This is a genomic window from Planktothricoides raciborskii GIHE-MW2 (assembly GCF_040564635.1).
GTDB classification, from domain to species: Bacteria; Cyanobacteriota; Cyanobacteriia; order Cyanobacteriales; family Laspinemataceae; genus Planktothricoides; species Planktothricoides raciborskii.
This window is the reverse complement of record NZ_CP159837.1, coordinates 4,056,532-4,071,365: the sequence shown is the minus strand read 5'-3', so window position 1 is coordinate 4,071,365 and position 14,834 is coordinate 4,056,532. Positions and strand designations below refer to the sequence as shown.

The following is a 14,834-nucleotide window of genomic DNA, read 5'->3' as shown; positions in this document are numbered from 1 at the left end:
GAGAAATGCAGAGGTAGAAGCAGAAAACTTTTTAGATCATCAGGTGAATTATGCGCCGTTACGCTCTCAGAGACGACCAATGGGAAAAAATTGAGCCTCTGCTTCCGGGCAGAAAAGGACATGTCGGAGTTACGGCCAAAGATAATCGTCTCTTTGTTGAAGCAGTTCTCTATCGCTATCGTGCCGGTATTCCTTGGCGTGATTTACCCGACAGATTTGGTGATTTTAGGGTGATTCACACTCGATTTAGTCGTTGGTGTCGTTCTGGGGTGTGGGAGAATATCTTCGAGTTACTGGCAGAAGATGCGGATGATGAATATGCCATGATTGATAGTACGATTGTGCGAGCCCATCAACACAGTGCCGGGGCGGAAAAAAAGGGGGAGAAGACCAAGCCATTGGACGTAGCAAAGGGGGGTTGAGCACTAAGATTCATGCCACTTGTGATCCACTGGGGAATCCGACCGGATTTCATTTAACTGCGGGGCAAGCCCATGACTTAGAGGGAGCGGATGTCTTGTTACCAGAGATAGAAGCGGAGGCAGTTTTAGCAGACAAAGCATATGATGCAGATGAGCGAGTTCGAAAGCGATATCTTCCGCCAAAAAATGTGAGGCGGTGATTCCCTCAAAAGGGAATCGCACAGTCTCTTACCCATATGACAAAGAGCTTTATAAAGCCCGTCATTTAATTGAGAACTTTTTTGCCCGTCTGAAGCAATATAGAGCGATTGCAACTCGTTATGATAAGACTGCTCGTAATTTTTTAGGAGCAATTTATCTCATCGCTTCTGTCATTTGGCTTAATTGATGACACGCCCTAGACCAAGATAAATAGGCCGAATTAATCAACTTATTTCAAGCCAATCCCCTATACTTAAAATTGACCGCTCGGACTATCAATAATTTATTTGCTGGGAGAGTCGCTGAATATCTAATTTATCAATCAGAATTATCGATATTAGGAGATGAATTAAGCTTTATTTTCCAGCAACAGTATGAGAGACTGTCAGAAATAGAAAAAAAGGTGCTAAATGCCTTAACAGTCCAAGCAGCCCCGGCTAATTTTCCTCAATTATTGAAAAGCTATCAAGGTTTGCCAACCGATGTATTTTCCGCCATTCAATCTTTAGTCAGACGCGGTTTAATCGCACAAAAGATTCACAACCAGGAAACTGTGTTTCAAGTGATTCCTGCTTTTCAGCAATATGTCAAAAATCTTCAACATTAAATTAACATTAAATGTAGGGACACGGCATTGCCGTGTCCCTACGGGTGTAGGGTGGGCATTGCCCACCAATTAATATCTCAAAAAATCCGGTTTCTCATCCCCCGATTTCAATCAATCGCCTCTGGATCGATGCCCATTGCCTTCAAGCGTTCAGCCAATCTTTCAGCCCGTTGGCTTTCTCGTTCAGCCCGTTGGCTTTCTCGTTCAGCCCGTTGGCTTTCTCGTTCAGCCCGTTGGCTTTCTCGTTCAGCATTTTGGCGTTCTTGTTCTACCTCCTCTAGTGCCACTTCCAACCGTTGATAAATATCTCCATAGCTGACAAAAGGTGTACCATCAGGACGGAAAAGTTGTAATTGCTCCTCGGATAAGTCAAAGCGAATGCCTAAACGAGGACTGTCATGGTCTCAATAATATCTAGTCCATGTTCGCCTCTCAACCATCCACTTAAATCATTTTTATCCGGGTCATAGACATAGTATTCTTCTACCCCATAACGGTTATAAAAAACCTGTTTGCGATTCATTTCGGTTAAGGTATTACCGGGAGAGAGAATTTCAAATACTACTTGCGGGCTAATTCCTTGTTCTTTCCATTGCATATAAGAACCGCGATAGTGCTCCGCACCGCTTACGCGATCGCCTTTTTTCGCCCCAAATACAACCATCACATCTGGGGCTTGACGTAGCTGATTATTTCCTTCCACTGGATACCAGAGCAAATCCCCCGCCACAAATACATTCTCATCCTGAGCAAATAGCCATTCTAGATTGTAATAAATCACTGTAATCCAGCGAAATTGTTTGGTATTATCTGTAATGGTTTTTCCATCACTATCGGGATAAATAATATTGGTGTTTTTACTGGTTTTTGCCTCGATTTGAACAACCATGATTTTATCCTCTCATTGAGAATTTTGATGATTTTTTTGATGATTTTAATGATAAATCAGAGGGGATTTCGGGACGAGAGAATTGTTTTTACCCCCAGTCCCTACCTTCCCCGACCCTCGGTTATGTGGGAATGGCTTCTCCCGGACGCAACCGAGCCCATTTACCCATTTCTGCTTGAAAACTGTTACAACCCACTACATCCCATTCCATTTCGATCGCATCTGCTTGAGAGCGAATATTCACATTAATCGATGGTTCAATGGGATCAAAATCTGGAATATCAGTTAAATGGGGTTGTTGGTGTTGGGTTTCCACCGCGTGATAGGTGATGCAGCGGTCTACATAATGGCAGTTAATACAAATACACATCTCGACAAACTCCATAACAAACTCCACGACCTTTTTGTTAATCTAGCTTATACAGTCCTAAATTTGTCTAGTCCCTCAGTCTAGATACCTACCCGAATACCTATGAACAGCAAAAATGTTGAAAATATCGCTATTTTATCCCCGGAAACTTGGCCATTTAGTTTGGAATGGTTGCCGAATGATGCTTATTTGGTCGGAGGGGCGGTGCGAAATGCCCTGCTGCAACAGCAAGGGAAAATCCAGTCCACTGCATTAGGCTATCTTGATTTGGATTTTGTTTTGCCCGGTCAAGCGGTGAGCATTGCCAGTAAAATTGCCAAAGAATATAAGGCTGGTTTTGTGGTACTTGATGAGAAACGTAAGATTGCTAGGGTGGTTTTTCAGAATGCAACTGTAGATTTTGCCAAGCAGGAAGGGTCTACTTTAATTACAGATTTAGGGCGACGAGACTATACCATGAATGCGATCGCCTATCATCCCCGGACTGGTGAATTTGTTGACCCTTTTAATGGTGAAGCAGATATTAAAAGTGGCATCATTCGCATGGTTTCTCCTACTAATTTGGCAGATGATCCATTGCGGTTATTGCGGGCTTATCGTCAGGCAGCCCAATTGGGTTTTACCATCGATCCAGAAACCCAAAAAGCCATCCGTCAATTAGCACCATTTCTGAAACAGGTGGCAGCGGAACGAATTAGAACAGAGTTGAATTATATTCTGGATTCTCCCCAGGGGGCAAATCCCTTGACTACCGCGTGGGAAGATGGGTTACTGGGTATGTGGTTTCCCAATGCAACGAAGGAAAGTTTCGCTGTGCTAGAAAGAATTGATGCAGCGGCGATTAAGTTAGCAGAAACTTGGCCAGATTTGGGACGGCAACTGTTTGCTTCTTGGCCGAAAAGTAGGCGAAGTTCTGGTTATTTAGCGGTGGCTAAATTTGCGATTTTGGTATCTCCTGAACCGAAGCAAGCGGAAAGCCAATTAGTCCGGTTAAAGTTTAGTCGATCGGAAATTAGCGCTGTGACGCGAGTGCTGCATAGTTGGCAGCGATATCAAACTCTTGATCGGCATAATTTAGAGCATGATTCTGAAACTAATTTGGTGCGATCGCAATATTTTATCTTTCAGGAAGTCAAAGAAATGTTTCCGGCATTGGCTGTTAAAATAATAGCGGAAAAAATAGAAGTAACCGAAGAAACCCTGTTTTTTAAAGAAACCGGTGTTTTGAACCAATTGATAGAAAAATATCTTAACCCCGAAAATCAAATTGCTCATCCCACGCCTTTAGTCACAGGGCAACAATTAATGGCAGCTTTAGAACTACCCAGTAGTCCAGAAATAGGCAAATTACTGACGGAAATTGCCCTGGCTCGTGCCACGGATCAAATCTCTACTCCAGAAGAGGCGATCGCCTTTGCCAAATTGCAAGAAAAGGTTAATTAATAGTTGTCATTGTTCACTATTACCTGCCCCTACACCCTACACCTTTATTTGCTTGGGTGATGGCGAAGCATTCCCGGAATTTTTTCCGGGAATGCTTCGCCCCTACAAGCCCCAAACCGACCAATATCTGTAGTCTATTCAATCAATCGAAAACAGCCGTATGCTAGAAAATCCAATTTATATTAACCATAAAAAATGGATGAATCGTGCTTTAGAACTGGCAGAAAATGCCGGAAAAGCAGCGGAAATTCCCGTAGGAGCGGTGATTATTAATAGTCAAAATGAATTAATTGCTGAAGGAGAAAACCGCAGAGAACGAGATAACGACCCCACCGCCCATGCAGAAATTATCGCTCTACGATTAGCAGGGAAACGGTTACAAAATTGGCACCTGAATGATTGTACTTTATATGTAACTTTAGAACCTTGTCCCATGTGTGCAGGTGCGATCACGCAATCCCGTTTAAAGTTATTAGTTTATGGCGCTGATGACCCCAAAACCGGGGCAATTCGTACTGTAGCGAATATTCCAGATAGTGCTTGTTCTTTTCATAAATTATCGGTGCTGGGTGGCATTCTTGAAACTCCTTGTCGGCAACAGTTACAATCTTGGTTTGCCCAACGTCGTAATCGGTAAAAAATTTGTGAGATAATTTAGTTAACTTGTGGTAATATTAGACATATTAATTGAACCACAAAGGCACAGAGGACACAAAGGTAATTTGTTCTCTGTGTCCTCTGTGTCTCTGTGGTTTTTTCTTCACGAACAAACAACAACCAACAAATAACTAATAACAAATATGGACTGGCAAGAATTTTCTGGTAACTGGGTTTATATTCCTTCTCGTCCCAAGGGAATAGTGCATTTTATTGGCGGTGCTTTTATCGGTGCAGCGCCCCATTTAACCTATCGTTCTTTATTAGAAGACACCAGTAAAAAAGGTTATGCGATCGTCGCTACACCGTTTATTAATACTTTCGATCATCGCGAGATTGCCCGGAATGTTTTGGAAAGCTTCGAGTGGTGTGTGGAACAATTGCAAATGGCGGGAAAATTACCGAATCGCTATTTGCCCGTTTACGGATTAGGGCATAGTATGGGCTGCAAGCTACATTTATTAATTGGTAGTTTATTTTCCGTGGAACGGGCGGGGAATATTCTGATTTCTTTTAATAATTTTCCGGCGCGGCGATCGATTCCTTTTGCGGACAATTTACCCGATGATTTTGATTTTGACTTTAGCCCAAATCCCAAGCAAACTAATGATATTATTGCTCGTAAATACCAAGTTAGGAGGAATTTGTTAATTAAGTTTAAGCAGGATGATTTGGATCAAACTCTCAGTTTAAATCCTATTTTACAAGAACTATTTTCTAATATGGTGACGGTGAAAATCCTGCCGGGAAATCACCTGACTCCGTTGAGTCAAAATGTGCAATGGAAACCGGGAAAAGAGTTTTCGCCCATCGATGCGATCGCCCAATGGGTGAAGCAAGAAATTCATCGAGAACCGGATCTGCTTAAACAAGAGATTTTCCGCTGGCTCAATCCTCTCGGTGTGAATAGCTAAATCGCAAATCAGCAATAAATTCCTAAATTTTTCCCAGGTAAAAACCCTTTTCAAAACCCTTTTGATTGACTAACTATGGGCTAACTTCTGTGCGATAAAGCAGTCGATCGCCTTGACGATAACCGGGACTTTTTACTGTAACCATTGCTCCCGGTTCCGCCGTTCCTTGGGTGAGTTGATGCCAGCGGGGATCGTAAGCCACCTGGGAACCAACCTCCGCGATCGCCTCTACTCCCCATTGTTTCACCAACTCTTCCACGGGACGCATTAGCGGCAACAGATTCGCCGCTGCTAACTGAGGATTTTGCTGGGCAGCGTAGACCGCTTTTGGCCATTGCTTTAACCAAGATTCCAGCATTTGTAAACCAGACTGCTGAAATTCCTGCATCAACACTTCTCGCTGTTGTGCCATCTCCGTTTTTAAGCGCTGATATTCTGCTTGATAGGAATCTCTTTTTCCCGTTGCGTCTTTCGTTTTCTGGGGAGTTAAGTCCACCTCACCAAATTGGCTCAGTAAATCAGCCAGGGGAATTTGCAGGGCGGCACTGAGTTTCAGCAAACTTTCGCCCCGCATTTGTAACGCTTTGCCTTCCCTTAATTGTTGCACCTGCCAACGAGAAACCCCCGCTTGGCGACTGAGTTCGCGCAAACTTCTCAGTCCTACCTGCGGCAATAGCTGTTGCAATCTTTCTGGATAATCGGTTTGACTCATAAATTTTGTCCCACAGTCTTGCTTTCCAGAATAGTTTTTGAGAGTGGTTTGTGTTTGACTTCTCTAAAATTATCGGTAATTATCGGTGAAAGGGTTGGCCAAATGTTTCACTGTAGACAACTTGGTTCGTTTCAAAACGTCCCCCATAAGGTTTCATGGGTTCAGCCGCATAACCCAGGGGCAGCAGACAGCAGACATCTACCTCTTCCGGGATATTAAATGCCGCTTTCACCTCAGAAGCGATAAACCCTTCCATTGGGCAGCTATCCACCCCGTAGCTTTTAGCCACAATCATCAAATGCGCTACGGCCAGCATGGTTTGCCGGTTTGTCCAAGCTTCTATGTTTTCAAAAGAGGGTTTATTCTCAAAAATCTTAGGAATCGCCGATCGCATATACTCCGCTAGTGGATCGGCGATCGCCCCGGTTTTCATGCCCAAGGAAATCACTGATTCAATATAATCTGGGTCAAGAACCCGGCGATCGCCACAACAAATCAACACCACCGGCGCCTCAGTCACTTGCCGTTGATTAAAGGCACAAGCTTTTAATTTTTCCTTATTTTCGCGATCGCGCACCACAATAAATCGCCAAGGCTGGAGATTAAACCCAGAAGGTGCGTACAAACCTAAGCGCAAAATTTCTTCCAAAATCACCTGGGGAATAACATCAGGACGGAACGCACGGGCCGCCCGTCTTTGTTCAATCGCTTCTTTGACGCCAATAGAAGGTTTCATCTCCATCCTCCTGTAGCAACTGCATGAACACATACCAGAATACCTAAATTTATGGAATAGATAACAATAAATCCCCAAACTTTCACATTTTTAATTATCTGTTATCTGTTTTTTGTTATTTGCTATACGTTAATTGCTATTGGCTATCTGTTAGTTATTGGTTGTTTGGGGATGATTATGATAACAAACAACAAACAACAGGGAACAGGCAACAGGATGCTAATGAAAGAGGATGCTAATGAAAGACGAAAGAGTGAAGAGTGAATAGTGAGTAGTGGTATTTCATTGAAAGGCATCACTTTTCACTTGTACGGGCTAATGCGCTCGTCGCCCCTACGACTTTTGTACGGGCGAATGCGCTCGTCGCCCCTACGACTTTCCCCGTTCCCTGATAACTGTTCCCCGTTCCCTGATAACCCTTCCCTGTTCCCCAACCAACAACAAACAACAACCAACCAACAACATTTTTATTGAAACTGTTTTAAATCCCCTGGGTTGACTGCTCCATATTCCGTAATAATTTTAGTAATTAACTCTGCCGGAGTCACATCAAAAGCTGGATTATAAAAATCTACTCCAGGGGGAGTTAAAACCGTGTCACCTACTTGATAAACTTCGGCGAAATCGCGTTCCTCAATGGTAATTTCTGCCCCAGTTGCTAACTGAAAATCAATGGTAGAAAGGGGAGCCGCCACAAAAAAAGGAATCTGGTGGGCTTTGGCCACTAATGCTAAAGAATAAGTCCCAATTTTATTCGCCGTATCCCCATTTGCGGCAATGCGATCGGCGCCGACAATCACTGCATCAATCATCCCCTTTTTCATACAATGAGCCGCCATATTATCGGTAATCACGGTGACGGGAATTCCTTCTTGCACGCATTCCCAAGCTGTCAGTTTTGCCCCTTGTAAACGGGGACGAGTTTCATCCGCATAGACCCGCACTAAACGTTCCGCTTTCCAAGCAGAACGAATCACCCCCAAAGCGGTGCCATAACCCGCAGTGGCTAAGGCTCCAGCATTACAATGGGTGAGAATTCGCAGTTTCTGCGGGCTGGGGGGTAACACTTCTAAGCCTTTGTCCCCAATAGCTTGACAAGTTTGTATGTCTTCTTGATTAATAGTTTTGGCGGTTTCCAGAAGCACAGTCTTAATTTGCTCGACGGTTCCCTCGGTTTCTTGGGCAGTTTTTAACATCCGGTCGATCGCCCAAAACAAATTGACCGCAGTGGGACGAGTTTGCCGCAACTGTTGGCCAAAGAAGGCTAATTTTTCTAAAAAGATACTTTTGTTGTCGGTTTCAATTTCTCTAGCCCCTAAATACATTCCGTAGGCTGCCGCTACGCCAATAGCCGGGGCTCCTCTAACGATCATGGTTTTAATCCCATGAGCCATATCCTCAATGCGATCGATTTTGACCAGGCGATATTCAGCGGGAATTCGCGTTTGGTCAATCAGGAAAACGCTATCATCTTGCCACAGAATAGGATAAATCATTATACGAACTCAACGAAAAAGACCCCAACATCTTAGAACGATGGGGGTCTTCTTGGGTATATTTTTCTTCCCCAGGAGAGGCGATTCGCTTTCTCGACCGCTTTGCGGAATCGCGCATTTGATCTGAGGCTCAATGGTAATGCTTAATTTCCCGCTTGGATGCGGCGAGAGGCGGCAATTTCCTCTTTTAACACCTTTAACGCTTCCGCATATTGAGTATCGGTTTCAGTGCCAATCAAAGTGCGATCCTTCTTAATCGCTTCTTTAGCTTCTTCCGTCAAGTCAATCTCAATGTCTGGGTGAATGCCTTCATGGTTAATATCTGTGCCATTAGGGGTCAGATATTTGGCGATCGTCACCGCTAATCCAGAACCATCACCTAAACCCCGTACCGATTGGACTAAGCCTTTCCCAAAAGTTTTCGTGCCCACAACCACCGCTCGTCCGTTATCCTGCAATGCCCCAGAGAGAATTTCACTGGCACTGGCAGAACCGCCATCCACCAGAACCACCAGGGGTTTTTCGGTGAGCGATCGCCCCGAAGCTTCTTGGCGATCCATTTCCCCGCGTCGGTTAACCGTCGAGACAATCGTGCCGCTGGACAACCACATCCGGGCAATTTCCACACTGGAGTACAACAGACCCCCTGGGTTAGAACGCAAATCCAGAATATAGCCGGTAACTTTTTGGTTTTCCAAGTCTTGAATCGCTTGACGCATTTCTTCCGCTGCGTTGGCGTTGAATTGGTTGAGGCGAATATAACCAATTTTGCCACTGTCAGAGTCACGCAAGCTATAACGAACTGGGTGGATTTCAATGCGATCGCGCCGCATCGTATAATCTTTTTCCGGTTCTTTGTCCCGCTTAATCGTCAAAGTCACTTCTGTACCCACCGGACCACGAATTAAACTCACCGCTTGGTTAACATCCATGCCCTCGGTACTCTGACCATTAATTTTCAGGATCACATCTTTAGCTTGAATCCCCACCCGGAAAGCCGGAGTATCCTCAATCGGCGCAATTACCACCAGTTGCTTAGTTTCTTCATCTTGCGCCAACTGGATCCCTACCCCAGTCAGTTCCCCAGAAGTATCAATTTGCATATTGCGGAACTCTTCGGGATCCATAAACCGCGTGTATGGATCCTGGATTTGTTCCAGCATTTCTCTAATCGCGTCATAAGCTTGATCCATCGACTGATAGGATCGATTTTCCACATAATCCTGACGCACCGTTCGCCAATCTACACTATTAAAAGTACCATCAACATATTCCCGGTCAACGATCTGCCAGACTTCATCGACCAGTTCTTTGGGGCTATCTTGAAAAAAGGCTTGTCCTTGAGACAACAGTCCCGTGACCGTCACCGTAATCGCCGTTAACATAAATGCTGTTGTACCGAGAACAAGTCCGCGTTTTTTAATCACCATAAGTCTCCTGAGACGGGAAGAAAACATTACATATAAACATTTACAGCTACGAATCACTGAAATCCTGGTTTAATATTTTCCAGATCCATCACGAACGAGAATTACTTGATGGCTGGTTAGGGGTTTTGACGCCTTAAAGTGTCTAAGGTTCAAATATGGAGCGAGTTAACCCGCTACCTTACTCGAATCAGATTTTCATATCAATAAGTTCTCCATTATTTTTCCGTTATTTTCCAGGACTGCTCTTTATTTTAAAGAATTTTTTTAAGATTTTCACGTTTGCCGATCCTGCCCCTAACGAAAAGTTTCCGTAATATCACGGAGGTTCGACTGCTGCTACGTCCCTTGGTCTTAATATTAGCAACTGAGTAGAAAGGTTGTTAATTGATCGTCCGGGCGAAGCATTTGGGTAAAAGGTTATTGTGAAATCGGATAAGTTACTTGCCCGAATGCTATCGCCCCTACAGAAGCATTGCTATGCATTTTTCCTGAATTTCGCTGAATTATTAAAGGCTTTTTCTCCAAAAAACTAGCCGAGGCGAGACAACCGGGGATTATTCCTAGGGCATTTTTGTTATCATGGATCACCTCAACTCAACTACTTTTGTTAACTCGGTTGATTTTGATTAAGATACTTACGCCGCCGAAAAATTGCCCACCCTTCAGTTTTCACGATAACACAGATTTCCTTAACCAGTCTTGATGATTATTCTTTCCATAATTGTTTTTGGTGTAGTGATTGGTTATTCGTGATTGGTTATTCGTTATTCGATGTCTGGCACCTTATGACAAATAACCAACAACCAATAACAAATAACCAACAACTAACAACAAAAGTTAAGGATCGACCCAGCGACCGTCGGCCTTAATTAAATTGATCAATTCTGTTACACCTTCAGTTTCAGGGACTTTCTTAATTTCTTCCCGTCCGCGATAGAGAGAAATATAGCCCGGTTGCTTACCCACATAACCATAGTCAGCATCGGCCATTTCTCCTGGGCCATTGACAATGCAGCCCATCACCGCAATATCTAACCCGGTTAAATGCTTGGTGGCTTCTCGGACTTTATGCAGCACTTCTTCTAAGTTAAATAGAGTGCGACCACAAGAAGGACAAGCGACATATTCCACCATTGTTTTCCGCAAGCCTAACGCTTGCAGAATGCTGTAACAAACGGGGATTTCTTTTTCTGGGGCTTCGGTTAAAGAAACCCGAATGGTGTCGCCAATGCCTTCGGCTAAGAGAGTGCCAATGCCTGCGGTAGACTTGATCCGCCCATATTCTCCGTCTCCGGCTTCGGTGACTCCTAGGTGCAGGGGATAGTCCATGCCGAATTCGTCCATCCGTTTGGCCATCAGCCGATAAGCCGCTAACATGACGGGAACTCGCGAGGCTTTCATGGAAATTACCAGGTTGCGGAAGTCCAAAGATTCGCAAATGCGAATAAATTCTAGGGCGGATTCGACCATTCCTTCGGGAGTATCTCCGTAGGTAAATAGCATCCGTTCCGCGAGAGAACCGTGGTTCACCCCAATTCGCATGGCTTTCCCTTGATCCCGCAGGGAAATGACTAAGGGTTCTAAGGTTTCGCGGATTTTTTCCCCAATTTCATCAAATTCCCCTGGGGTGTATTCGGTGCGATCGCTTTTTGGCTTTTCAAAGACATATAACCCTGGATTAATCCGCACTTTATCGACGTGCTTGGCTACTTCCAGGGCGATTTTCATGCCGTTGTGATGTACGTCTGCCACTAAGGGCACGGGTTGATAGGTGGCGGCGAGTTTTTCTTTGATGGTGGCTAAAGCTTTGGCATGGGCCATACTCGGCACTGTCACCCGGACGATTTCACAGCCAATTTCATGGAGACGCCGAATTCCGGCAACGGACCCGTCGATATCTAAGGTATCTTCGTTGATCATCGATTGGACGACTACGGGATATCCGCCGCCAATGGTGACGTTGCCCACTTTTACTGGGCGAGTTTTGCGGCGATGGATGGTGGTGTCCATCAGGGCTGCGTTGGCATCCGCTTTAGGAGTTGTCGGTAGTGGCAGAGTTTGCATAGTTGCAAGAGTTTGAATTTTATTTAAATTCTCTTTTATATTTCAGATTGCCATATTTCGGGGATCTTTTGACAGTTCTGGGGTCAATATGATTAGGTTTTGCTGCCTCTGTCGGTGCGATCTCGGTTACTGGAGATGTTTGCTGCCGCCATCACCTCCAGGCATTCCGTGGGAATTTCCCGATCGCGCTGATCGTCGAGAAATCAGCAATGGTAGCGATCGGGTCGGGCCAGGGTAGGGAATCCCCCGGTTTGCTCAAAGGTATGTCACAATTATTTAGTGAGTCTGTTTATTTTGTTTTATTTTATTAAAGATCAAAATGTTAACCAGCTACATTCAAGCAGCCATGCACCGAGTGCTGAAGAAACCGGGTTTCTTTAGAAAATCTCTGTAACCCCACCAAAATTGTCATAGAAACCCGGTTTCTGGAGAAATCCCCGGTTTTCCAGGAGTTTGGGCAAATGCTGCAACTTTGGAAAATTGTCGAGAAGAATTACAGTCTGCCTTAGAAGATTGGATTTTAATTCGACTGGCAGATCGTCAATTTTTACCAATTGTTGATGGAATTGAATTAATGATTAAGGAGGCTGTTTAATGCCTCCAATTGGTCTAATTAAGAGAAAAGACTTAATTCGTTATTTAAAAGAACTGGGATTTGTCGGGCCGGTCGCGGGCGGAAAACATCAACATATGAAAAAAGGCGATCTTACCCTAACTCTGCCAAATCCGCATCAAAGTGATATTGGTATGGAGTTGTTGGTGAGAATATTGCGGCAAGACGGTATTAATCGGGATGAATGGGAAAATCTTTAGCATAATTTTAACAAAAATAATAAAAAACGAAAATTGGCTCGAAAAAATCATTCCCGCATCCGCTAAACTAAGTTAAAATAAAAATAAAATAGTCATCAAAACCGCTTATGAATTTGGTTAAAGAACGCAATATTTCTGAAGATCCCCCAGAAGATGTTATATTTCCTGAAAGTGATTTATATAGCAATGAACCTCCAGTGGAAACTCATTTACATCTTCAGCAAATACTGCTGTTGCTGAAATGCTTAGATTGGTTATGGCGCGATCGCACTGACTATTTTGCCAGTGGAAATCTGACCATTTATTACTCCTCACGGCAACGGAAGTCGGAAGATTTTCGCGGGCCAGATTTTTTTGTCGTTCTTGGCACCGAAAAAACACCGCGCAAAAGTTGGGTGGTTTGGGAAGAAGACGGCAAATATCCTAATATAATTATTGAATTGCTGTCAAAAAGTACCGCAGCGATCGACCGAGGCTTAAAAAAACAACTCTATCAAGACATTTTTCGCACTCCTGATTATTTTTGGTTTGACCCAGATACTTTAGAATTTGCTGGTTTCCACTTGCTAGATTCTGTGTATGAAGCGATCGCCCCAAATGAATCAGGATATTTGTGGAGTAAGCAATTAGGGTTATATTTGGGGGTTTTTAACGGCCAATTAAGATTTTTTACCCCGGAAGGGGAATTGGTCAATACCCCAGAGGAAAGTGCGGAAACCGAACGTCAGCAAAAAGAGTTGGCCTTTGCACAAGCGGAAACCGAACGCCAGCAGAAGCAGTTGGCCTTGGAAAAAGTGGCTCAATTATCAGCCAAGTTGCAAGAATTGGGTATTGACCCGGATAGTTTGTAGATGGCTTGTAGATTGCTTTCTGGGGTATTACTGCGGTGTGCGTTAGAATCAGAAACAAGCCAAAAACCCGGTTTCATCGCGGAAAAACCCGGTTTCTTCAAGAAATCGGGTTTTTCTGGCCATCCCCCGCTTTTACTTCATTCCACTAAAACCTGCGATATGATGCAACTTGACGCCAAACTGCTTAAAATAAGTGCGATCGCATTTGTATTGATCGGACTAACCAGTTGTAATGGCTTGGTCAAATCAGGATTGGGTGTCACCCCGATTAATGCGATCGAACAAAATTGGGAAAAACACTCTAAAGTTTATGTCAAAGGAACTGTACAAAAAGTAGTTCCTTTTGTGGATAGTGCCGCCTATCAATTAGCGGATGAGAGCGGGAATATTTGGGTTTTTATCCAAAAAGATTCTCCCCCCCAGATGGGAGAGCAAGTCTTAATTCAAGGTCAGGTTAAATATCAAAGTATTCCCATTTCTGACCAAGAGTTTGGCGAAGTTTATCTGGAACAAGTTAAGCGACTGGAATTGAATGAAACCCAAAAATAATTAATCAATAAAGGAAAAAGTAATTTTTTTAAATGAACACAAAATTGCGGCACGTTTCTTTAGGTATTTTACACCAAGACAGCAAATTCCTACTGCAACTAAGAGATAATATTCCGACAATCAATCATCCCGGTTATTGGGCGTTTTTTGGCGGTCATGTTGAACCGAACGAAACCCCAGAAGCTGCGGTTAAGCGAGAGTTAGAAGAAGAAATTGGCTATGCCCCGGCGGTGATTTCCTGGTTTGATAGTTTTGTGACTCCAGAAGTGGTTCGTCATATTTACTATGGTGACTTAACCGTGGACATGAATCAGTTGGTTTTAAATGAAGGATGGGATATGGGTTTATGGACTGTGGAAGAGATTCTGCGGGGCGATCGCTATTCGGAAAAAGCCGGTGAAGTTCGTCCCCTGAGTCGCCCTCATCAGGACATTTTGATTCAGTTTATTCAGCAGCATTTTCCCGAACTTTTTGATTAAGATTGATCGCCCCTAGCAAAACCAAACTATAATCCAAAAATCTTGGTTTTGATCCGGCTAACATGAACTAACTTAAAATTAAGGGCGATCTCGCCAAAGGGTAATTATCTTAACTGTCAAAACAGAGAATTAACTACCCTTTTGCCTCGCCCCTAAAGCCTTTACAGCAGGGAAAGATGGGATGCTTCCCTTCACCTTTTT

At 43.9% G+C, this 14,834-nt stretch carries 14 protein-coding genes and 3 pseudogenes; 10 read left to right on the top strand and 7 right to left on the bottom strand.

Annotation, left to right across the window (positions count from 1 at the left end; translation table 11 throughout):
- The first annotated feature begins 50 nt into the window (after window positions 1-50).
- Window positions 51-810: pseudogene (locus ABWT76_RS17320) on the top strand (IS5 family transposase).
- A gap of 72 nt (window positions 811-882) precedes the next feature.
- Window positions 883-1,230, top strand: a complete 348-nt coding sequence (locus ABWT76_RS17315; protein WP_190880626.1) for a hypothetical protein — start codon at window positions 883-885, stop codon at window positions 1,228-1,230.
- A 107-nt stretch (window positions 1,231-1,337) separates the two neighbouring features.
- On the opposite strand, the pseudogene ABWT76_RS17310 reads toward ABWT76_RS17315, so the two are convergent.
- Window positions 1,338-2,119, bottom strand: a pseudogene (locus tag ABWT76_RS17310) (Uma2 family endonuclease).
- A gap of 121 nt (window positions 2,120-2,240) precedes the next feature.
- Window positions 2,241-2,489, bottom strand: a complete 249-nt coding sequence (locus tag ABWT76_RS17305) for a Ycf34 family protein (RefSeq protein ID WP_054466253.1) — start codon at window positions 2,487-2,489, stop codon at window positions 2,241-2,243.
- A 102-nt stretch (window positions 2,490-2,591) separates the two neighbouring features.
- Here ABWT76_RS17305 and ABWT76_RS17300 point away from each other — a divergent pair, with 102 nt between their 5' ends.
- The 3 genes from ABWT76_RS17300 to ABWT76_RS17290 all read left to right on the top strand — a co-directional run bounded on the left by ABWT76_RS17300 (window position 2,592) and on the right by ABWT76_RS17290 (window position 5,503).
- Window positions 2,592-3,932, top strand: a complete 1,341-nt coding sequence (locus ABWT76_RS17300) for a CCA tRNA nucleotidyltransferase (protein ID WP_054466234.1) — start codon at window positions 2,592-2,594, stop codon at window positions 3,930-3,932.
- 160 nt (window positions 3,933-4,092) lie between these two features.
- On the top strand, window positions 4,093-4,569 hold the full coding sequence (gene tadA / locus ABWT76_RS17295) for a tRNA adenosine(34) deaminase TadA (protein ID WP_054466235.1): 477 nt from the start codon (window positions 4,093-4,095) through the stop codon (window positions 4,567-4,569).
- Between the two features lie 163 nt (window positions 4,570-4,732).
- Complete coding sequence (locus ABWT76_RS17290) at window positions 4,733-5,503, top strand: DUF1350 family protein (RefSeq protein ID WP_054466236.1); 771 nt, start codon at window positions 4,733-4,735, stop codon at window positions 5,501-5,503.
- 73 nt (window positions 5,504-5,576) lie between these two features.
- Here ABWT76_RS17290 and ABWT76_RS17285 read toward each other — a convergent pair whose 3' ends face one another.
- From ABWT76_RS17285 to ispG, 5 genes are all read right to left on the bottom strand, one after another.
- On the bottom strand, window positions 5,577-6,215 hold the full coding sequence (locus tag ABWT76_RS17285) for a helix-turn-helix domain-containing protein (RefSeq protein WP_054466237.1): 639 nt from the start codon (window positions 6,213-6,215) through the stop codon (window positions 5,577-5,579).
- A 79-nt stretch (window positions 6,216-6,294) separates the two neighbouring features.
- A complete protein-coding gene (locus tag ABWT76_RS17280; protein WP_082348843.1) occupies window positions 6,295-6,951 on the bottom strand; it encodes a nitroreductase family protein in 657 nt (218 codons plus the stop codon).
- Window positions 6,952-7,418: 467 nt separating this feature from the next.
- On the bottom strand, window positions 7,419-8,447 hold the full coding sequence (gene mtnA, locus ABWT76_RS17275) for an S-methyl-5-thioribose-1-phosphate isomerase (protein WP_054466239.1): 1,029 nt from the start codon (window positions 8,445-8,447) through the stop codon (window positions 7,419-7,421).
- A 143-nt stretch (window positions 8,448-8,590) separates the two neighbouring features.
- Entirely contained in the window at window positions 8,591-9,877 is a 1,287-nt protein-coding gene (gene ctpC / locus ABWT76_RS17270) for a carboxyl-terminal processing protease CtpC (protein WP_054466240.1), read from the bottom strand.
- Window positions 9,878-10,714: 837 nt separating this feature from the next.
- Entirely contained in the window at window positions 10,715-11,941 is a 1,227-nt protein-coding gene (ispG, locus tag ABWT76_RS17265) for a (E)-4-hydroxy-3-methylbut-2-enyl-diphosphate synthase (protein WP_054466241.1), read from the bottom strand.
- 427 nt (window positions 11,942-12,368) lie between these two features.
- Here ispG and ABWT76_RS17260 point away from each other — a divergent pair.
- The 5 genes and pseudogenes from ABWT76_RS17260 to ABWT76_RS17240 all read left to right on the top strand — a co-directional run.
- Window positions 12,369-12,536, top strand: a pseudogene (locus ABWT76_RS17260) (type II toxin-antitoxin system HicB family antitoxin); the annotation flags it as partial.
- The gene (locus ABWT76_RS17255) at window positions 12,536-12,754 is read left to right on the top strand and encodes a type II toxin-antitoxin system HicA family toxin (RefSeq protein ID WP_054466242.1); all 219 of its coding nucleotides are present in this window, start codon (window positions 12,536-12,538) and stop codon (window positions 12,752-12,754) included. The pseudogene ABWT76_RS17260 and the gene ABWT76_RS17255, both read left to right, overlap by 1 nt.
- A 107-nt stretch (window positions 12,755-12,861) precedes the next feature.
- Entirely contained in the window at window positions 12,862-13,605 is a 744-nt protein-coding gene (locus ABWT76_RS17250) for a Uma2 family endonuclease (RefSeq protein WP_054466243.1), read from the top strand.
- The gene (locus ABWT76_RS17245) at window positions 13,606-14,154 is read left to right on the top strand and encodes a hypothetical protein (RefSeq protein ID WP_354634677.1); all 549 of its coding nucleotides are present in this window, start codon (window positions 13,606-13,608) and stop codon (window positions 14,152-14,154) included.
- A gap of 32 nt (window positions 14,155-14,186) precedes the next feature.
- Window positions 14,187-14,633 carry an NUDIX hydrolase gene (locus ABWT76_RS17240; protein WP_054466245.1) on the top strand — a complete coding sequence of 149 codons (447 nt, stop codon included), beginning with the start codon at window positions 14,187-14,189 and terminating at the stop codon, window positions 14,631-14,633.
- Window positions 14,634-14,834: the final 201 nt, after the last annotated feature.

What these genes read in the sequence shown, in the direction of transcription:
- ABWT76_RS17290 (WP_054466236.1), top strand. Translation starts at nt 4,733, where the DNA reads ATGGACTGGCAAGAATTTTCTGGTAACTGGGTTTATATTCCTTCTCGT.
- mtnA (WP_054466239.1), bottom strand. Translation starts at nt 8,447, where the DNA reads ATGATTTATCCTATTCTGTGGCAAGATGATAGCGTTTTCCTGATTGAC.
- ABWT76_RS17300 (WP_054466234.1), top strand. Translation starts at nt 2,592, where the DNA reads ATGAACAGCAAAAATGTTGAAAATATCGCTATTTTATCCCCGGAAACT.
- tadA (WP_054466235.1), top strand. Translation starts at nt 4,093, where the DNA reads ATGCTAGAAAATCCAATTTATATTAACCATAAAAAATGGATGAATCGT.
- ABWT76_RS17240 (WP_054466245.1), top strand. Translation starts at nt 14,187, where the DNA reads ATGAACACAAAATTGCGGCACGTTTCTTTAGGTATTTTACACCAAGAC.
- ABWT76_RS17280 (WP_082348843.1), bottom strand. Translation starts at nt 6,951, where the DNA reads ATGAAACCTTCTATTGGCGTCAAAGAAGCGATTGAACAAAGACGGGCG.
- ABWT76_RS17250 (WP_054466243.1), top strand. Translation starts at nt 12,862, where the DNA reads ATGAATTTGGTTAAAGAACGCAATATTTCTGAAGATCCCCCAGAAGAT.
- ABWT76_RS17245 (WP_354634677.1), top strand. Translation starts at nt 13,606, where the DNA reads ATGGCTTGTAGATTGCTTTCTGGGGTATTACTGCGGTGTGCGTTAGAA.
- ctpC (WP_054466240.1), bottom strand. Translation starts at nt 9,877, where the DNA reads ATGGTGATTAAAAAACGCGGACTTGTTCTCGGTACAACAGCATTTATG.
- ispG (WP_054466241.1), bottom strand. Translation starts at nt 11,941, where the DNA reads ATGCAAACTCTGCCACTACCGACAACTCCTAAAGCGGATGCCAACGCA.
- ABWT76_RS17285 (WP_054466237.1), bottom strand. Translation starts at nt 6,215, where the DNA reads ATGAGTCAAACCGATTATCCAGAAAGATTGCAACAGCTATTGCCGCAG.
- ABWT76_RS17305 (WP_054466253.1), bottom strand. Translation starts at nt 2,489, where the DNA reads ATGTGTATTTGTATTAACTGCCATTATGTAGACCGCTGCATCACCTAT.
- ABWT76_RS17255 (WP_054466242.1), top strand. Translation starts at nt 12,536, where the DNA reads ATGCCTCCAATTGGTCTAATTAAGAGAAAAGACTTAATTCGTTATTTA.